The organism is Rhizobium sp. P1_B8 (assembly GCF_056406515.1).
In genome coordinates, this window is record NZ_JBFTZZ010000056.1 from 1 (window position 1) to 17,658 (window position 17,658).

At 57.2% G+C, this 17,658-nt stretch carries 10 protein-coding genes and 13 pseudogenes; 10 read left to right on the plus strand and 13 right to left on the minus strand.

Annotation, left to right across the window (positions count from 1 at the left end; all coding sequences use genetic code 11):
- Positions 1-255: 255 nt before the first annotated feature.
- Positions 256-427 (plus strand): annotated as a pseudogene (locus AC1D2N_RS35290) (transposase); the annotation flags it as partial.
- Between the two features lie 53 nt (positions 428-480).
- Here the strand turns inward: AC1D2N_RS35290 and AC1D2N_RS35295 are convergent.
- A pseudogene (locus tag AC1D2N_RS35295) lies at positions 481-683 on the minus strand (IS6 family transposase); the annotation flags it as partial.
- 52 nt (positions 684-735) lie between these two features.
- Between AC1D2N_RS35295 and AC1D2N_RS35300 the strand changes: the two are divergent.
- The 4 genes and pseudogenes from AC1D2N_RS35300 to AC1D2N_RS35315 form a co-directional block, all read left to right on the plus strand.
- A pseudogene (locus AC1D2N_RS35300) lies at positions 736-1,394 on the plus strand (IS6 family transposase).
- 199 nt (positions 1,395-1,593) lie between these two features.
- Positions 1,594-1,911 carry a BON domain-containing protein gene (locus AC1D2N_RS35305; protein WP_017969047.1) on the plus strand — a complete coding sequence of 106 codons (318 nt, stop codon included), beginning with the start codon at positions 1,594-1,596 and terminating at the stop codon, positions 1,909-1,911.
- Between the two features lie 44 nt (positions 1,912-1,955).
- Positions 1,956-2,155 (plus strand): annotated as a pseudogene (locus tag AC1D2N_RS35310) (IS6 family transposase); the annotation flags it as partial.
- Between the two features lie 58 nt (positions 2,156-2,213).
- Positions 2,214-2,360: pseudogene (locus tag AC1D2N_RS35315) on the plus strand (DUF2794 domain-containing protein); the annotation flags it as partial.
- Between the two features lie 17 nt (positions 2,361-2,377).
- Here the strand turns inward: AC1D2N_RS35315 and AC1D2N_RS35320 are convergent.
- Together AC1D2N_RS35320 and AC1D2N_RS35325 are read right to left on the minus strand one after the other, a co-directional pair.
- Positions 2,378-3,952, minus strand: a complete 1,575-nt coding sequence (locus tag AC1D2N_RS35320; RefSeq protein ID WP_080635762.1) for a glycerophosphodiester phosphodiesterase family protein — start codon at positions 3,950-3,952, stop codon at positions 2,378-2,380.
- Between the two features lie 15 nt (positions 3,953-3,967).
- Positions 3,968-4,303 (minus strand): hypothetical protein, encoded by a 336-nt coding sequence (locus tag AC1D2N_RS35325; RefSeq protein WP_065277630.1) that lies wholly within the window; start codon positions 4,301-4,303, stop codon positions 3,968-3,970.
- A 1,917-nt stretch (positions 4,304-6,220) separates the two neighbouring features.
- Between AC1D2N_RS35325 and AC1D2N_RS35330 the strand changes: the two genes are divergently transcribed.
- The gene (locus AC1D2N_RS35330) at positions 6,221-8,962 is read left to right on the plus strand and encodes a benzoate-CoA ligase family protein (protein WP_065277631.1); all 2,742 of its coding nucleotides are present in this window, start codon (positions 6,221-6,223) and stop codon (positions 8,960-8,962) included.
- A 112-nt stretch (positions 8,963-9,074) separates the two neighbouring features.
- Here AC1D2N_RS35330 and AC1D2N_RS35335 read toward each other — a convergent pair.
- The 4 genes and pseudogenes from AC1D2N_RS35335 to AC1D2N_RS35350 all read right to left on the minus strand — a co-directional run.
- Positions 9,075-9,487 (minus strand): annotated as a pseudogene (locus AC1D2N_RS35335) (transposase); the annotation flags it as partial.
- A gap of 16 nt (positions 9,488-9,503) precedes the next feature.
- Entirely contained in the window at positions 9,504-10,622 is a 1,119-nt protein-coding gene (locus AC1D2N_RS35340; RefSeq protein ID WP_065277632.1) for a ferritin-like domain-containing protein, read from the minus strand.
- 99 nt (positions 10,623-10,721) lie between these two features.
- A complete protein-coding gene (locus AC1D2N_RS35345; protein ID WP_245268479.1) occupies positions 10,722-11,060 on the minus strand; it encodes a GMC oxidoreductase in 339 nt (112 codons plus the stop codon).
- 200 nt (positions 11,061-11,260) lie between these two features.
- Positions 11,261-11,554: a hypothetical protein gene (locus AC1D2N_RS35350; protein ID WP_017969039.1), complete on the minus strand. Its 294-nt coding sequence runs from the start codon at positions 11,552-11,554 to the stop codon at positions 11,261-11,263.
- 283 nt (positions 11,555-11,837) lie between these two features.
- Here AC1D2N_RS35350 and AC1D2N_RS35355 point away from each other — a divergent pair.
- Positions 11,838-12,164: pseudogene (locus tag AC1D2N_RS35355) on the plus strand (DDE-type integrase/transposase/recombinase); the annotation flags it as partial.
- 232 nt (positions 12,165-12,396) lie between these two features.
- Here the strand turns inward: AC1D2N_RS35355 and AC1D2N_RS35360 are convergent.
- Together AC1D2N_RS35360 and AC1D2N_RS35365 are read right to left on the minus strand one after the other, a co-directional pair.
- Positions 12,397-12,537 (minus strand): annotated as a pseudogene (locus AC1D2N_RS35360) (transposase domain-containing protein); the annotation flags it as partial.
- 91 nt (positions 12,538-12,628) lie between these two features.
- Positions 12,629-12,757 (minus strand): annotated as a pseudogene (locus tag AC1D2N_RS35365) (IS6 family transposase); the annotation flags it as partial.
- Positions 12,758-12,999: 242 nt separating this feature from the next.
- Between AC1D2N_RS35365 and AC1D2N_RS35370 the strand changes: the two are divergent.
- Complete coding sequence (locus tag AC1D2N_RS35370; protein ID WP_017969035.1) at positions 13,000-13,827, plus strand: type IV toxin-antitoxin system AbiEi family antitoxin domain-containing protein; 828 nt, start codon at positions 13,000-13,002, stop codon at positions 13,825-13,827.
- A complete protein-coding gene (locus tag AC1D2N_RS35375) occupies positions 13,824-14,684 on the plus strand; it encodes a nucleotidyl transferase AbiEii/AbiGii toxin family protein (protein ID WP_065277634.1) in 861 nt (286 codons plus the stop codon). Before AC1D2N_RS35370 ends, AC1D2N_RS35375 begins: the two co-directional genes overlap by 4 nt.
- 263 nt (positions 14,685-14,947) lie before the next feature.
- Here the strand turns inward: AC1D2N_RS35375 and AC1D2N_RS35380 are convergent.
- The 4 genes and pseudogenes from AC1D2N_RS35380 to AC1D2N_RS35395 all read right to left on the minus strand — a co-directional run bounded on the left by AC1D2N_RS35380 (position 14,948) and on the right by AC1D2N_RS35395 (position 16,977).
- Positions 14,948-16,008 (minus strand): annotated as a pseudogene (locus AC1D2N_RS35380) (IS630 family transposase).
- An 86-nt stretch (positions 16,009-16,094) separates the two neighbouring features.
- Positions 16,095-16,376, minus strand: a pseudogene (locus tag AC1D2N_RS35385) (IS6 family transposase); the annotation flags it as partial.
- Positions 16,377-16,420: 44 nt separating this feature from the next.
- A pseudogene (locus tag AC1D2N_RS35390) lies at positions 16,421-16,534 on the minus strand (IS6 family transposase); the annotation flags it as partial.
- An 89-nt stretch (positions 16,535-16,623) separates the two neighbouring features.
- Positions 16,624-16,977, minus strand: a complete 354-nt coding sequence (locus AC1D2N_RS35395) for a Ulp1 family isopeptidase (protein WP_081295698.1) — start codon at positions 16,975-16,977, stop codon at positions 16,624-16,626.
- Positions 16,978-16,992: 15 nt separating this feature from the next.
- Here AC1D2N_RS35395 and AC1D2N_RS35400 point away from each other — a divergent pair.
- A pseudogene (locus AC1D2N_RS35400) lies at positions 16,993-17,618 on the plus strand (IS6 family transposase).
- Positions 17,619-17,658: the final 40 nt, after the last annotated feature.

Below are 17,658 nucleotides of genomic sequence, written 5' to 3' on the forward strand. Positions count from 1 at the left end.
CATATGGAATTGAAGCCGATTTCGAGCTGCAGACGAGAAGTCGAAGTCGCGATGGTGGAAATGCTCGTCAGTTTGCAGAAACGTGGATGGTCGGCTGCGGAATTGGCACTGGCGCTCGCAGATGCCTCCGAAGATCTCGTCATGCTGATTGCGACCAAAAGGCTTCGACCGAATTAGGTCGTGGTGACGATTTAACGATGTGGGATTCCGCCGGAGGCGCAAATCAGATTCAAGGCTGACTTTTGGAGATCGGCCGTGGATTGTGATGCGCTTCGGGATGACCAGTGGGAACGGATCAAGGATTGTGTGCCGGGCGGCACGAAGGGCAAACGCGCGCCCGCGCACGAACAACCGGCTGTTCCTGGACGCGCTGTTGTGGACCGCCCGTTCCGGCGGTCGCTGGCGTGACCTGCGCGAACGGCTCGGCGGGCACTCTAAACTTAACGCTGTGAAAACAAGATCTGGGAGTGAGGCTTTGGTTCATTCGGCATGAAGGGGCGCGATTAGGCGCCATGCTTGCATGGCAGTTGCTCGCAGTTCTCGATGGTGGGTGGATGGAGTATCGTGGCGGGGAACGTTAAAGAGGTTGGCGTTCGGGTCGGTACGGAAACGAAACGCTGAAGATGTCGCGCTGACTAGAAGCGCTTCATGATCCTCTCTCGCCGTCGGACGGGTTGATGAGAGGGCACTGTCACATTGATTGAGCGGTAAGGAAATTGAGGTAGCAGCGCACCCATGACCGTGAGTGCACCGACCTACAAGAACCACCGCTATCCGATCGAAATCGTAGCCCGTGCTGTCTGGCTCTACTTTCGCTTTAATCTGCGCCTGCGCGATGTCGAGGAAATGCTGCTCGATTTCGGGATCGTCGTTTCCTAGGAGACCATCCGCCGATGGTGCCGAAAGCATGGCCTTGATTAGCGCGCCGCATACGCCGCAAGGCGCCGACGAAAGGGGATGTCTGGCACTTCGATGAAGTCGTGGTGCGCATCAACGGTCAGAAATGCTGGTTGTGGAGAGCGGTTGATCAGGAGGGATATGTGCTCGACGAGATCGTCCAGACGCGCCGTAACACCAAGGCGGCCAAGCGCCTGCTGACGCGACTTCTGAAGAAGCAGGGCATGCCGCCAAAGCGTATGATCACCGACAAATTGCGCTCCTACGGGGCGGCCAAACGCCAGGTCATGCCGAACGTGGAACACCGCTCGCATAATGGCTTGAACAACCGGGCGGAGAATTCTCACCTGCCGTTGAGAAAACGGGAGCGAACGCGACAGGGTTTCCGGTCGGTTGGCTCATTGCAACCTTTCGTGTCGATCTTCTCCGCCGTCCGAAACCTCTATCGACGCCAGGCAATGGCCGCGTGGGAAGCCGTGAGTGCACGGCCTGCCTGAAAAGCGCAGGCTCGGCCTCACGTGGCCACATTCAAACAACGTGACAGCGCCGGCACCGCACCTCGCGCGCCGCTCAATCACCTTCGACCGTGGGACCGCCGCGGAGATTGGCTTGCGGCGTGGCCGCCAGTTGATCTGCATCAACGCCGCAACGGCAAACCAGACATAGGATCTCGCCGTCGCAACGGAGGAAGAGTCTATGCCCGCAAACACCGTCATTCCTATCGGCGACGGCGCCCTTTCCACTGCAGTTAGAATGCGCTTGGAACTGGAACTCGGACTGACGTACGATGTCGTGAAGGTGACGGTTCTCAATGGCGAGGTGACCTTGCGCGGAAGGATGGCGTGTCCGTCGAAAAGGGAAGCAGCGAAGGTCACCGCGGAGAGCGTGCGCGGCGTGCGCAGAGTACTCAGCGACATTTCGACGGCGTATTACATGGCCGGAAGCCCAGCCGATCGTTCGAAGGAAGGCTGCGCATGGGCCTGTCGCAAATTTTGGCGCTCAACGGTATGTTGACCATGGGAAGAGAGATGCCGCTCCGAAAGTTGTGGAGCGAGCCTATGATTCTGAATGCTATTGCCGAAAAGTTGAAGCGGCAATCGAAGGATGATTTCAATGGCCGGCATTTCGAGGCATGGCCGATGTGCAGGCGGTTGCCTGGTATTTGGGTTATCCACTCAACTATCGGGATCTTGAGGAGATGTTCCGGGAACGTGGCTTCGAGGTCGATCATAGCACCGTCAACCGTTGGGTTCTGGCCTAGGCGCCGATGATCGAAAAGCGGCTTCGCCAGTTCCGGCGGCCGCATTTCGGCTCACGCTGCCTTTTCCTTCTTCCGCCGCGCCAGCGAAGTGCCGCTGTTCCATATCGTCAAGGATCCGAAGCTGGTGCATCGGCAAGGCGCCTTCGCTGTCATCGCCGCTGGCCGTCGCATCCCAAGGCGCGGCCAGGAACTCGGCCACATCCAGTTCAGTTGGTGTGGTTATCGACCAGACGCCGGCGTGGACTTTCTCATCCAGCTTGGCTTGCCAATGATATCCTTCGGTGCGTCGATTATGGATGCCGGGTTGTAGTGGGCATCGATCGGAAAAGAGTAGTCCGCATGATTGCCTTCGGTGATAAAGCCAGCGGCATAGAGCGTCTCCAGATAAGGATTGTCGGCCACCAGCACATCGGCGTAGGGCTCAAGCGCCCCGAAAGTGGCACGGAAATCCATGTCGGGACGTCCGGGCAGGGTGATCGGCACGCCCTGATGGCTGTAGTAAAACTTCTGACCGTTCACGGAGAAGGCTTCGGAGATATAGGACATCGTGAGAGGCGTGTTGGCGAATGTTTCACCCGCTGCCCGGAATGACTTGGTCACCTGGTTCATCTCGTCGAAGGTAGCGGTTCCCTTGAGGCGGGAGATTTGCACCATGGTCAGGTCGCCCAGCTTGTCGAAGGAGGTCAGCCAATCGCCAGCCTGGGTCACTGAATCGTCTTTGATGTGAGAAGACTGGACCCCTTCGACCGTGACGAGAACGGGGATCAGGTTGAGCTTGTTGTCCGGTTGGACGGCGACATTGGCCTGCTCCAGCGCATCAAGTACATTGGTGGTCTTCTTGTCCCATTTGGCAATGACGCGATCGGTAGTGGGCACATAGGTCGAATAGATCTTGATGCCGAGGCGGCTCCGTACGTCAGCATTCTCAGGCGCCGAGAGCATCTTGATTGCTGCGATCGTCGACCCTTCGTCCTTGGGGTCAATGAGGACGTTGAACTCGTCGCCGTTTCTTTTTTTCTCACGAATGTAATCGATGATACTCTGCAGGTCCTCCATTTTTTGGGGATTGCCGTTGCGGTCAAGTGCCAGCGTGCGGCTACTAGTGATGGGATTCCATATCGAGAGGTTCATGTTCTTGATTTCCTCGGTAGAGACATCCGAAATCAGGCAATTGTTCGGATCGCCGGTAACCCGCCCGAGCGTTGTGTCGTGCATCATCCAGGCATGGCCGTTCTTATCAGCGCGAAGATCGAGTTCGACACCATGGAAACCGTACTTGAACGCGTTGGCGGCGGCTGAAATGGTGTTTTCGAGAATGCCCTCGGAATTATCGAACATGCCGCGGTGGGGTAGTATTTGCTTTCGATGTGGATCGATGCCGCGGGCCTTGGTCTCGAGTCCGGTCAGGAAGAGATCCTTGCCGTAGCCGGCGCTTTCAATTTCGTCTTCTGCGTCGCCGAGAGCGGGGCTGTCCAGACCGAAGTCGGATTTCCAATCGGCCTTGTTGCCGGCCGCCAACCACTCGGTGATGGTCTGGTTGACGGTGCCGTCGACTGGATCATCCGGATCATTGGAGCCAAATTTTGCCGTCGTCTCGCAGCGGGTGGAAATCGATAATGCGACGGGCTCGTCGCCCGGCTGCACCGGGCCGTTTTGGGTTTGCAGGCCAGCCTTCGCCCCGTCCCATGCGATGGCATTGGTGGCACTGTCAGCAATGATTGAACTCTCGCTCTGCGCGCCAACCAACGTTGAGGCGAGAACTATGCTCATAATGGACGCTATTAGATCTGTCATGTTGTCTGCTTTCCTTCATTTCATCCGTTGCGTTTCGTGCCACACGAAGCCGGAGGTGCTGTCGGGAAATCCCTGCACCCTATCGTGATCAATGACATCAGCCGGGCGCGCCGGCCCCGATAGGGCGCAAAGGGAGATTGGCGCGGTTAGAAGCGTTCGCCGATTGTGTGGAAGGGTGAGTGCCATCTTGTGTCCTTCGCCGCTCCTTTTATGCTTAGACTTTTTGGGCTTCCACTTGGACTTGCCGATATCCTCGATGGCGACCTCCCTCTTGCCGTAATCCGCCTTGGCGAACCCCTTCTTGCCATCCCTGACCCGCTTGACGAAGAACGCCCTCTTCCGCTTTGTCATCTTGATTCCTCATCGATTGAACCGTTTCGACCTCCTGGGCATTCTTCGGAAGCGATAGCTTCCGGAAGCTCAGAAGCACTGGCCCCGGTCTTTCCTCCTGGGCGATGCGGAATGCCTCCCTGACCGCCGTCGGGCTCATCTCATTGCTGCTGTGAATTCCTTGGTCGTCGCGCATGCCATAGCTTGTATTCCTTCACGTGTTCGGTGCGGTTATGCCGCACTGTGGATGGCGCCGGTCGCTCCCGCTGCCTTGCAATAGCTCTCAAGATTCGTGCCAAGCCGGCCGATTGAGCTGACGACAATTATTTGCTGCTATTTCAGCGACGTGGGCGGAAAATACGGGATTGGGGGGGAGGAAGAATGCATGTCGCGGAGCCGACAAAGGTGACGACGATGTCGTAAGTTGATTGTCATCAACAACCGACCCTACCGGAAAACACTGGTGGGCCAGTGCTATGCCGTTAAACTCCTTGGGATAGGATCCTACTTGCCCCACAGCGCTGTCTCCGGTGGGATCATTTGACGACGATCAAGCGCCGCGGCGAGCGATCCCATTCACCAGGACGAGGTAACCTCGTGCCGCATCTGGTGCCCTGCATAACGTTGCCGTCCTGCTGCGTCATCGGCTAAAAAATGTTTGGGCGGCCTCACCCGTGCAAGGGACCGCGACGTCGCAAATGACGCTTGCCGCTTCATAAATGTATCCGGCCCTGCGCGCGTGGATTGCTGTTGCAGCAGGTCATGATGACAGATCCGCACACGCCGTTCCCAATAGATAGTTCGGGCACGAAGCCGTTTTTTCACAGGATTTACGGCATGTTGATCGACTGTTTCGTCCATCATTATGCCGGTGCGTTGTAATTGGGCGAAAGCAGGATCTCCGAAGGACGATTGTGCGGCATGCATAAAAGTCCGAACATAGCGGTTCCCTGCTTGCTGATGCCGAGGGCTTGCGCGGGGGGGGCGGACCATCCCGTTGGTGGTGGTGACCTCACGAGGCTCTCGCCGTGCGCCTGGCACCTGGATAACCATGACGCTTGCACGAACGAAGGAGACACCCCTGCAGCACGGTCTTGTTCAGCGATAGCTCCGCGACGTTCTCCTGCTTGACGTTCGCCCTTCCAAAATGGCGTAGACGCTTCACTTGTGAGAGCATCAGACCGGTATATTTTGCGCTAATTTAGAAGGTCGCGATTAGGAGCTTCTGCTTTGCGACAGACATCGGCGATCGGACTCCCCCTCTACCAAAATTGAGGACAATGCGATCTCCGCTTAATTTCTTCCCGCACGGGTCGTAAGTCGCAGTTCCAGATGGCCTGATTAACTAAATTCTCGACATCCAACTTATGACATCGTCGTCACTTTTGTCGGCTTCGCGACAAGCATTCATCTTCGCCCAATCGCGTATTTTCTGCCCACATAACTGGAATAGCAGCAAATAATTATTGGTCAGCTCAATCGGCCTGTCTGGCACGAATCTTGAGAGCTATTGCGAGCCAGCGGAACGGCCTCCGCATCTGCGTTGCGGTATAACCGCATTGCTTCGAACACATGAAGGAACGCCAAGCATGGCGGCTGCGTTAGATCGCATTCTATGGAAAGGGCGGAATTGGCAAGTCCACTACCAAGATTGTCTCCGCCGCCGAAGCCGTCTCGATCATCCGTTCGGGCGATACACCTGCATCAGGCCCAGCTCTATCGCTCCCAATCGAGTGACCAGGGCGCCATGTCCTCCGTGCGGCCGCAATCAGCTGTGAAAAGTGCGATCGAACCACGCGAAGTAATTGGGATAAAACACGATTCGGGCTGGGTCGCAGTCCCCAAATGTGACCTTCTGGGACAAATCAGCTTGGTTCATTGTTTTGAACACGTACTATGCTCTGTCTCACATTGTCAAAGCCCCCTGGGAGGAGAAATATGGGACGTTCAACGATCGAGATCCTTGGTGGTGGACCTGCTGGGCTCTACACCGGAATTCTTTTGCGGCGTCTGCTGCCGCATGTCAGGGTCCGGATCAGCGAACAGAATCCGCAGGGAGCGACTTTCGGTTTCGGTGTTGTTTTTTCAGATCAGGCGCTGGATTTCCTGAAGGGCCACGATCCAGAAACGCATAGCCTTGTCACGCCGCATATGGAGCGCTGGCAGAACATGACCCTCAACCTGCCCAAGGGCAGTGTTGTCTTAGACGGGGTCGGTTTTTCCGCTATCGGTCGCCTGGAACTGATCGAGATCCTGCGTAAGCGGGCAGAAGCGCTTGGTGTCGAGTTTCGCTTTTCCCACATCGTGGAGTCGCTCGACGAACTCAAAGCGGATCTGATCGTCGGCGCGGACGGGGTGAATTCCCTCGTGCGACGGTCCCTTGGATCAAAATTTGCGCCGCATTTGGAGGTCTTGGGCAATCACTTCGCGTGGTTCGGCACGACCCGCCCGTTCGACACCCTGACCCAGAGCTTCGTGGAGACGGAGCATGGCCCGCTCAATGCGCACTGCTACCGCTTTTCACCGGATCGCAGCACATTCATCGTCGAATGTGACGACGACACCTTCAAAGCTTGGAATTTCAGTGCCCTCGGTGAAGAAGGAAGTGCTCGGCTCTGCGGGGAGATTTTCCGCGATATTCTCCAAGGCGCCCCGCTTATCGCCAACAAGTCGATGTGGCGGCAGTTCCCCCGTCTATGGTGCGACAAATGGGTAGCGGGGCGGCATGTGCTGTTGGGCGACGCCGCGCATACGGCGCATTTTTCGATCGGTTCGGGCACGCGTTTGGCAATGGAGGATGCCATCGCGCTGGTCAGCGCTCTCGCGGCCCATGAGGACGTGGACGCAGCGCTAGCAGCCTATCAGGCGGAGAGGTCCCCCATTGCGAGGAAAATTGTCAACGCCGCGAATACATCTGCGAACTGGTATGACGGCTTTGCTTCGAAGATGAGGATGGAGCCCCTGGATTTCGCCTTCGACTATATGACACGTTCGGGACGGGTGGACAGGGACCGACTACGCAAAATCACGCCGCAATTCATGGCCCGCTATGACGCATCGAAGGCGAGTGAGGGGCAAAAGATCAGCGATCCGGTTGGCGACAACGTTCCAGGCGCGGTCGAAATCGGCTTCGATAAGACAGCACATCCGAACTGCTCGTCTATTCTGTGGGACAATCTGGCCCGCAATCCCGATAAGCTCGCTGTGATCGGTCCCATCGGATCGCTGACTTATGCGGAGCTTGTGGCCGAGGCCTCGCGCTGGGGGAATGCCTTCATCGCCGCTGGTCTGCAGCGTGGGGAGCGCATCCCTTTCTTCCTCGATGACACGCCCGCCTGTCCGGCAGCTTTCTTTGGGGCCGTGCGAGCAGGTTTTGTCCCCGTTCTTTTGAACATTCAGACGACGCCCGATACGCTTAACTTTTATCTTAAGGACACCGGAGCCCGAATCGCGCTCTGCGAGGCGGCGTTGGCGGACAAATTCGGGGCGGAGGTTCTCGATGGGACAGCTGTCGCTCAGGTGGTGACTGTCAACGGAGTCGCTGACGGCACACAGAGGATCGCTGCGGTTAACTTTCTGAACGGCCAGCCGGATGAATTGCCCTGCGCCGATACGGGGCCGGACGATATGGCCTTCTGGATGTATTCCTCAGGCTCTACGGGCCGACCGAAGGGCATTGTCCATCTTCACCATGATATGGCCTATACTCAAGCGTCGTTCGGAAAATATGTCCTTAAACTGAGCAAGGAAGATATCTGTTTTTCGGCGCCGAAGATTTATTTCGCCTACGGGTTCGGGAACTCGTTTACTTTCCCCTTCTCAATTGGCGCAACGACGTTGCTGGTGGCCGGGCAACCGTTGCCTGAGGCCGTGCTGGACACGGTCGAAACGTTCAAACCAACCGTAATTTTTGGGTTGCCGACCCTCTACACTGCTCTAGTTCGCGCAAGTTCAGCCAAGACAAGGGATCTCTCGTCGCTGCGGCAATCGATGTCGGCGGCCGAAATCCTCTCGGAAGACGTCTACAATGCCTGGAAACATCTTACCGGGCACCGTCCGACCGAAGGGCTGGGTTCGACCGAGCTTTTACACATCTATCTTTCCAACCAACTCGACGATCACCGTATCGGTGCCGCCGGCGCGCGCGTTCCGGGCTACGAAATCAGGCTCGTCACGCCAGATGGTGAGCCGGTAGAACCGGGCGAGGAGGGCGCAATGCTCATCCGCGGCCATTCTTCCGCGCCTTGCTATTGGAACCGCGCCGACAAGACGAGCGAGACGATGCGTGGAGACTGGATGGCCACCGGAGACCGTTTCGTCGAGCGGGATGGTTATTATTACTTTCTGGGTCGCACCGACGATTTGATCAAAGTCTCCGGGCAATGGGTCTGGCCGATGGAGGTTGAACGCTGCCTCAACGAACATCCCGACGTGCATGAGTGCGCCATCCTCGCACATGAATTGGAGGATCGCCGTATGACATTGCGGGCCGTGGTGAAATTGCGCGATGGCGCAGTGCACGGCGATGTGCAAACCCGCATCCTGCGCGACTACGTGAAATCGACTCTGATGCCCCACAAATACCCACGCATCATTCAGTATGTCGCCGAACTGCCGAAGACCGGAACAGGCAAGATCGACCGGCAATCATTGTTAAAATTGCCGGTCCCTGTGGATTGAACGGGCCTCCGGCCCGCGCGATTGAGTACGGCTCGGCTGTGGTGCGATCTCCCATCTGAATGCGAAGAGGAACAGTGATGTCTTATGTTTTCGGGCGTTGGTGGACGGATGTGGAACTGAACGGATGGGGATCTTTGAAACGGCTGACTCCCCCGTAAACCTGCCGGCCGGTGCTGTCCACCAGAGCAGCAACGGTCCGGCAGGTGGAACCTGATTTCCGGGCCGCTTCCCGGCAGATCGCCATGCGCGCGCCCGACGGCTCAGCGTGGTGTGATAGGGGACGGCAAGCGCTAAGCCCATCAATTGCAGCACCGATTCCAACAAGCCTTCTGCCTGGCGAAGCCGCAAGCCAAACACCAGGCCCAGCGTCAAGGTGGTCTCGATTGCTAGATCGGAATAACGGTGCTGGCCGCCGCGGGTCTTGCGTCTTGGAGCATACCATTTGGACAGGGCTTCCGGTGTCAGCCACAAGGTCAGGCTGCCACGCCGACGAAGTCCTGCTTCATACTCCGGCCAGTTCGTCACCCTGAGCTTCGTCTTCTCATGCGATCACCTCCGCTTGCCCGGTGACAGCTGCCTGTTTGGCACTGTGGGGAATCTCGTAGGTGGGGCTGCTGTACTTACCGGGATGGCCCGGCAGGGGATTGCGGATCAGTTCAACGATTATATTGCGGAATTCGAACATGATCGGAACGGCTTCCAGCAGCAAGCTCGGCTGGCCATTATAGGCACGCGTCAAAAGCTCCAGAAACTCGCCATAACATGTATTGAAGTCGGCCGCCGCCTCACGCAATTCCGAGCCTTCGGATATTTCCGCCACCTTGAGGTTCGGTTTGATGGGATAAGCGCCTTCCCAGTCGACCTGCAAATGCGGACCCGTGGGGTGGTCGGCCTGATCACCTTTCCGGTAATAGCGGCCTTTCACCAGTTCATCGAAACGATAGTAATGGGCCAGTTCGTGCTCGTCATCGTCGTAGATACCGCCACCGTCACCTTCGCCCTGTTCCATGATGAGCTTTATGGCTTCGAGGGCGCTTTTCAGATCGGTCACGGGAAACAACGCACCGCCGCCGGAACAATAATGTTCCGAGGTAATCTGGCGAAACGTCTCGCCGATAAAAATCGTTGTGCCCGCCCGGCGCGCTTCGGCTTCTAAGTATTTCATGCCGTCTGCGATTGCCGAATAGAACTCGCCAATACTGTAAAAATGGAGATCTTCGTGCCTCGGATCACTGCCGAGCGCTGTGATATGCGGGGAGTTCTTGCGTTGTATCCGGCCCTTGCCAGCGAGATGTTCGGGGCGCCGGGCCGGCCGCTCGATTTTCAAGAATGTCGCCAGGGCTTCACGGCTGAAAGCCTGTATGCTGACCTTAAAGTCGGTCTCGCCGTCAGGGAGCGAGGCGGGATAGTTAACCGCGAAATCTGGCCTAGTAAGATCCGGCGTGCCACCGATGGCATTGAGGATATTGGCCGCAATGGTCAAATGCAGCATTTCTTCCACGACGATCACGCGAAGAACTTGCGCCGCATCCCGGTTTACTCCGGGCTTAATCGAGTAAAGTGCCGTCAGATACGGCGGAATCGTTGCATGTTCGAGCTGCATCGCACGGTGGAGAAACTCTTTCAGCTCATCGAGCGTCTTAATGCCATAAGGATCCATCCTCAAGCTCCCTGGAATGTAGTTAGGTGCACAGTCCGGCTTCGTGTCGCGTGCGTCGAGTTCCGCAGTTCGTTCCGCGTACCGGATATTGGTCTTCGTTCAGTGCAGATATTTCAGAATGTCGCGACTGCTTCGGAAGCACATGGCGGCCAGCGTCAAGGTGACATTGGCTGTACCGATGATCGGCATACTGCCGCCACCCACGAGGTAGAGGTTTTCGTGGTCCCAGCCGCGCTGGTTCTTGTCCACGACGGAATTGGCCTTCGTCGCTCCCGTGATGTGGGTGCCAGACAAATGATTGCCGCCGCGGATGGCATAGCCTCGAGCCTCATAGGCTACGTAGCCGAAATCGCTGGGGTCGTAATGTGTATGATCCTGCGCACCCAAACGCGGAAATACGGTACCCGCAAACTGGCGGCTATAGTCCGCTCCCTTCATGGTATATTCCGGCATAGCGGGCGCGCCGTGTCGGCATTCGCTCGGACCGTTTCCAGTCCTGGACAATGATCCCCTGCTGCTGGCGACATACATGGCAAAGTTCCCTGATCTCATTTCAGCGATGGACCACGCATAAGATGCCGTCCTCGCCCGGTAGAGGATGCTTCCGGGCCTATTTAACAATGGCGACACCGACCGGCTCACAGCAGACAACGACCCAGGGGGCCGATGTATTCCGTCTTGAGGCCGTGACGTCGAACACTTCTCAGAAAATCGTTCGCGGCGATCAGGTTAAGATGAAGCTCGTCCTCGCCAGAGCCCACGTTCATGGATTTCATCCAATATAACCCTTGCTGGGAAATGACCCGAAGCCGCCACTTGCCACCCTCCAGCCGACGTAGTTCGAAATCAACACGCTGATGCACCGATGCTGAGATATGGGCCGCAGTCCGGGCCGAACTTTGGGAGACATGCTTTTCGGGTTCTGAAGACATACCTATCCACCACTCAGACCAGATCAGAATTCGGAAACGGTCGGACGGCACACGGCAAGAGCCAATCGTTTCCAATGCGGAAGTCCTAGGCTTGAGATAGCCAGAACCGCCAACCCCACGCCAGATGGTGCAAGGTCAACGGCTAACGACGACAACGACGGAGGGAAGAGGGAAGGAATGATCCATGATGTCGCGATAGCAAGCACACCGGGGAAGAGGGCCGTCTGCGTCCACCAACGTTGTTCCCTCATCGTAACCTCCATTTGAAGCAACAGCAGGAGGCCAAGGCCGTTCGCCGCGTGTGATGATCACCGACAAGCTGCAGTCCTACGGCGCAGCAAAGCGAGAGATCATGCCGGGCGTCGAGCATCGCTCGCACAAGGGCCTGAACAATCGGGCGGAGAACTCTCATAAACCCGTCCGACGACGGGAGAGGATCATGAAGCGCTTCAAGTCAGCGCGACAGCTTCAGCGTTTCGTTTCCATCCACGACCCGGTCGTCAACCTCTTTAACGTTCCCCGCCACGATATTCCATCCACCCACCATCGAGAACTGCGAGCAACTGCCATGCAAGCATGGCGCCTAATCGCGCGCCTTCATGCCGAATGAACCAAAGCCTCACTCCCAGATCTTGTTTTCACAGCGTTAAGTTTACGGTGCCTCCAATCGTTTGGACCGCTTCTTGGCCCAGCTCCAACTGAGGCGAGTGTTATTGAAGACACCAATTCAGCTATAATCATTTCTGGGCGAGGTAAATGAGTAGATTTACTGTAAGCGCTCGTTTCCATGCGCATTGACGCGGCCAGTTTGACGTTGGTCGCTGTCAGACGGTCGCATCGGTTCAGGCAGCGGCGGGTTTGGTGAAGTTGAAGGGCAGCAGATCGGTGATGTCGGCATCTGCTCCGCCCTGGGGCAACTCGCCGAGAAGATGGCGCAAGTAGGCCAAGGGTTCGATGCCGCAGGCTCGGCATGTCAGCATGAGGCGTGTCTCAGTTCTTCTTCCGAGCCGTCCTGATGATGCGGCACTCTAAACTTAACGCTGTGAAAACAAGATCTGGGAGTGAGGCTTTGGTTCATTCGGCATGAAGGGGCGCGATTAGGCGCCATGCTTGCATGGCAGTTGCTCGCAGTTCTCGATGGTGGGTGGATGGAACATCGTGGCGGGGAACGTGAAAGAGGTTGGCGATCGGGTCGTGCAGGGAACGAGCGTCTGACGGCTCAGGAAATAGCCCGCGGTCAGGGGATTGAAATTCGGCATGCGCAGCGTCGCTTTGGCAGGAGTCCCTTCCGGCGTGCAAAGCGAAGGTCCGCGCAACGGCTGGATTTGCAAGCTATCGAGAGAAATCATGTGGGAAAATCCGCATATATCGCGGATATTTGAACATGAATCATCCATGAAAACAAAGCGTGTTGCAATGTCTGCGCATAGAGCGGATAATTGGACATGATTCACGATAAACGGGCCGCGCTTTCCGCCTATACATCAAACTTGCTCTCCCAGGGGCGGGTAGTTTTTGATGGCCGAGAGGCGATCGAAGCGCTGGGCATCAATCGTGGCGCGTTCCTGGACTCAGCCGAGCGTTTGCAGCGTCGAAAACTACTCCTCAACCCGCGCCACGACTTCTATATCGTCATCCCTCCACAATTCATGTCATTGGGCGCTCCGCCACCAACCTGGTACATTGACGCGCTGATGCGCCATGAGGGGAATTCCTATTATGTCGGTCTGCTTAAGGCTGCCGAACTGCACGGTGCAACGCATCAGGCCGTGATGGAGTTTCAAGTCGTGGCGGCCAAACGGCTCCCCAAGATCAGGGCCGGTCGCAACCGCGTCGTCTTCTACTACCGAAAGGATATGGAGACCGTCGCCGCGGGCGTTGTCGACAAGAAAACCGAGACAGGTTCGATGAGAGTGTCGTCACCAGCTCTCACAGCGCTCGACATTCTGCGGTATTCTCGTGGCGCCGGCGGTCTTGATAACATCTTCACTGTCCTCAGGGATATCGCGCCGCAGATTGATTTCGAAAGCCTGACTAACCTGTCACGCGTCACCGAACGGCCGGTCGTGCAGCGCCTCGGCTACCTTCTCGACAGGCTGGGTCACGGCCCACGCCTGGCGTCGATGCGTACCGCCTTGGAAGACCGCGGCAACCTGCCCTGGACGGAGCTGGACCGCAAAGAAGCCGGCGATCCCGACTTTTCTACTGAAGTGCTCGAGCGCGACCCGCGTTGGCGGGTCATCGTCCGCCGCTATCCGGAGGCCGATGAATGATACCAGCTCAGAATATTGTCGCGTGGGGCAATGTCGCGCCTTGGGCCGATCAACGTCAGATCGAACAGGATCTGATTATCAGCCGGGCGGTGGTCGCGATATTCACCGACCCCTTCTTGCGCGAAGCCTTGAGGTTTCGCGGCGGCACAGCCCTCAATAAACTGCACTTCCCGGCTCCGCTGCGCTACTCGGAAGACATTGATCTCGTGCGCACAGAGGCCGGGCCGATCGGCCCGGTCCTGGACGCCTTGCGTGTCGTCCTCGAGCCGTGGCTTGGACACGGTCAGTACGAGTCAAGTCCGGTCGCACCCAAGTTGAAATTCCGGATTGAGGCCGAGGACGGCGGCGGCGTCCCCATCCGCCTCAAGGTCGAAACCAACATCAGCGAGATCGAAGCGTATGATCCGCCGATCGACTTGCCGTTCGGCGTGACCAATCCATGGTTCATCGGGAATGCGTCCGTCCCGACATTCTCCCGTGAGGAAATGTTGGCCACCAAACTGCGCGCGCTGCTGCAGCGGGAGAAGGGTCGCGATCTCTATGACCTGGCGCATGGCCTAGAGACGTTTGAGGGCCTGAATGTGGAGAAAGTGGCTGACTTTTTTGGCCGCTACGTCGCACTTTCGGGCCAGGTCATCACGCGGGCACAGGCTGAGCAACGGATGTTCGCGAAGCTTGCCCGGCCGCGCTTTCTGACCGACATGCAGCCATTGCTTCCAACACAGCAGGCCGAAGCTCTGACCGACCAAACGACCCTCCAGTCATTTACCAGCGTTTTCGCGGCATTCATCGAACGCTTGCCCGGTGACACGTGGTTACGCACCGCTGAAATGCGCGAGCGCTTCGGCGTGGTGTAGAGATATGAATTGGAACGATGACGTCGAGGGCGGCCCGGGATGAGCGACGGAACGAGAGAAGAGGAGCCGCCGACGCACTATCTTCGCCAGGACAATGATGGGTCCGGAACGCAGGTGTGGCGTATCCAAGACTCTGAGGCGGTGAGGCTGGGTGTTTCCAATCCCGAGCAGGGCGCGGGGACCTATATTAAAAGGGGCAAACGGGCCTCGATTTGGGCGGCACTTCGAGAAGACACTCCTTGGTTTATACCAACGAGCGCTAATCAAAACCGGTGCGCCCAGTCACGCATTCCAATCGACATGATCTTCCACGGCTGAGCGACCAGCTTGTTCCATGCGTCGCAGCAATGGGCGACGATGTCCTCGTAATCGTTGAAGATCCGGTTGGACAACCAGTTGTCACGCAGAAATTGCCACACGTTCTCGACGGGATTTAATTCGGGCGATCGTGGCGGCAGGAAGAGCAGTGTGATGTTGTTGGGCACGTCGAGCTTCGGCGTGACATGCCACCCCGCCTGATCAACGATCAGCACGGCATGAGCGCCGTCATCGACGGCCTGGCTGATTTCGATCAAATGCATGGTTCATGGCGCTGGTGTCGCAGTAGGGAAGAACGAGACCCGCACCTTTGCCCTTCTTGGGGCAGATAGCGCCGAAGATATAGGTCCACATCGTGCGTTGATCGTGTGGTGCCGAAGGCCTTGTTCCCTTGCGTGCCCATCGCCGGGTGATCTTGTTCTTTTGGCCTATCCGAGCTTCGTCGGCCCACCAGAGCTCGATCTCGACGTTCTTCGGGAGCCTGCCTTTGATTGCTGCCAGTGTGGCGGGGAAGTTTTTTTAAAACTCTCCAGGTCGCCTTCGTTCTGGGCGTAATGGCGCGGGCGGGCAGACAGCTTTGCAAAGCCGAGCGCCTTCAATTCGCGGCCAATGGTCGTTTCATCGACGGATATCTGATATTCTTGGAACAGCCATTGAGCAAGATCCTTGCGCCGCCAGCGCACAACGCCATGCACCGCCGGTATCGGGCCACTTTCGACGATCTTTGCCAAAGCCTGGCGATGCACGTCGGAAAGCTTTCCTTGATTGCCGGGTGCTTTGCCATTGATGAGCCCTACGGGCCACGCGCGTTGAAGCGAATAACCCACTCGCGGACAATTTGCAGGGTCACGCCTCCGATCCTGGCCGCATCGCTGCGGGAATGGCCATCATAGATTTCGGCAAGGGCAAGAAGCCGCCGAGCCTGTGCTGCATCCTTCGTGCCTTTGGCCAACGCCCGAAGAGCGAAGCCGTCGAAGTCATCGCGCAGTGGAATTCCTGATGTCATCCGCAAACCTCCGTTTGCGGTATTGATTCAGAAATCAACTGATTTGGAAACCTCAAAAAGAGTCACAGGTCGCTCACGCTGGTATTAACGTAGGTCTCGTCAATCCGAACCGATCCGCAATGCGGCCGGCGAAACTGGCGAAGACGCTTCTCGATCATCGGCGCATAGCTCAATACCCAGCGGTTGATCGTGCTATGATCGACCTCGAAGCCGCGCTCTTCGAACATTTCTTCCAGATCTCGATAGCTCAGGGGATATCTCAAATACCAGGTGACCGCCTGTACGATCAGCCATGCCTCGAAATGCCTACCTTTGAAATCATCCTTCGACTGCCGTTTCAGCTTTTCGGCAATAGCATTCAGAATCATCCGCACGCTCCACAACATTTGGAGCGGAAATTTCTCCTCCGACGGTCAACATACGTTAAGCGCAAAAATTTGCGACAGGCCCGCCAAACGGCATGGGCAATCACCTGCGCCGGAAATCGGTGGTGACGATAAAGAGTATCACGGGAAAATCTGGTCATGCCGCCAGATCCCACATTTTGATCGATGCCCGGTTAACGTTACGGTGCCATCGGTTCTGCTATCCGGTTGTCGTGGGCTTGCCCTGCTGTCAGGTCAAGCGCTGCAATCGGGCCTGGAGTGCTCGCCGATCGGGGACGAGGTTGTCGAGGTCCCGCGGGGGCTGTCCTCGTATCAATTGTCCAATCAGCGCCTGCGCCGCCTCCAACAAAAAGACGCCGCAATCACGACCGTTCTGCTGCTGGGCCATCCCCATTCGGATCACCCTGGCGGCTCCCACCGTCCCTGCGACCCGTTGGGCAGCGGCGTCGTGGTAGTCGCCGAGGGAGTCGTAGTGATAGGCAATCGGCCTGTTTCGATCGCGGCGATCAAGGAGCAGCAGCGACCAGTGGGTGCCGCGTTGATTGCGATCACCACCCTGGGCGTCAGTCACTGGAATCAACACGAAGTCGGCTAGGCGATGTCACGTTGTCGGCAACTTAACGGGTGGCGGATAATTCGGTTGAGATGACCTCATCGACCATCAGCTACAAGAACCACCGCTTTCCACCGCAGATCATCGCCCGTGCGGTCTGGCTGTATTTCCGGTTCCCGTTGAGCCTGCGTATCTGGCATCTGGACGAGGTCGTGATTTCCATCGGCGGTCAAAAACATTGGCTTTGGCGCGCCGTTGACCAGGACGGCTACGTTCTCGATGAGATCGTCCAGACCCGCCGCGATACCAAGGCTGCCAAGAGATTGCTGGTCAGGCTGCTGAAGAAGCAGGGCCTGTCACCGAAGCGCATCATCACCGACAAACTGCGCTCATACGGAGCGGCAAAACGGGACGTGATGCCCGCTGTCGAACATCGATCGCACAAGGGCCTTAACAATCGCGCAGAGAATTCTCACGTGCCGCTTCGAAAACGAGAGCGGATGATGCAGGGCTTTCGATCCGTCGGAGGTTTGCAACGTTTCATCTCGGTCTTTTCAGCAGTCCGAAATCTTTTCGTCGCGCCGCACCAGAGACACTCAGCCCTAGCCACCCATATTCATCGCATCCGCGCCATGGCGCAGTGGAAAGCCGTGACCGCTGCAATTGCATGAGTTTACCGACAAGCGACTTTACGGCCGTTGATCAAACAAC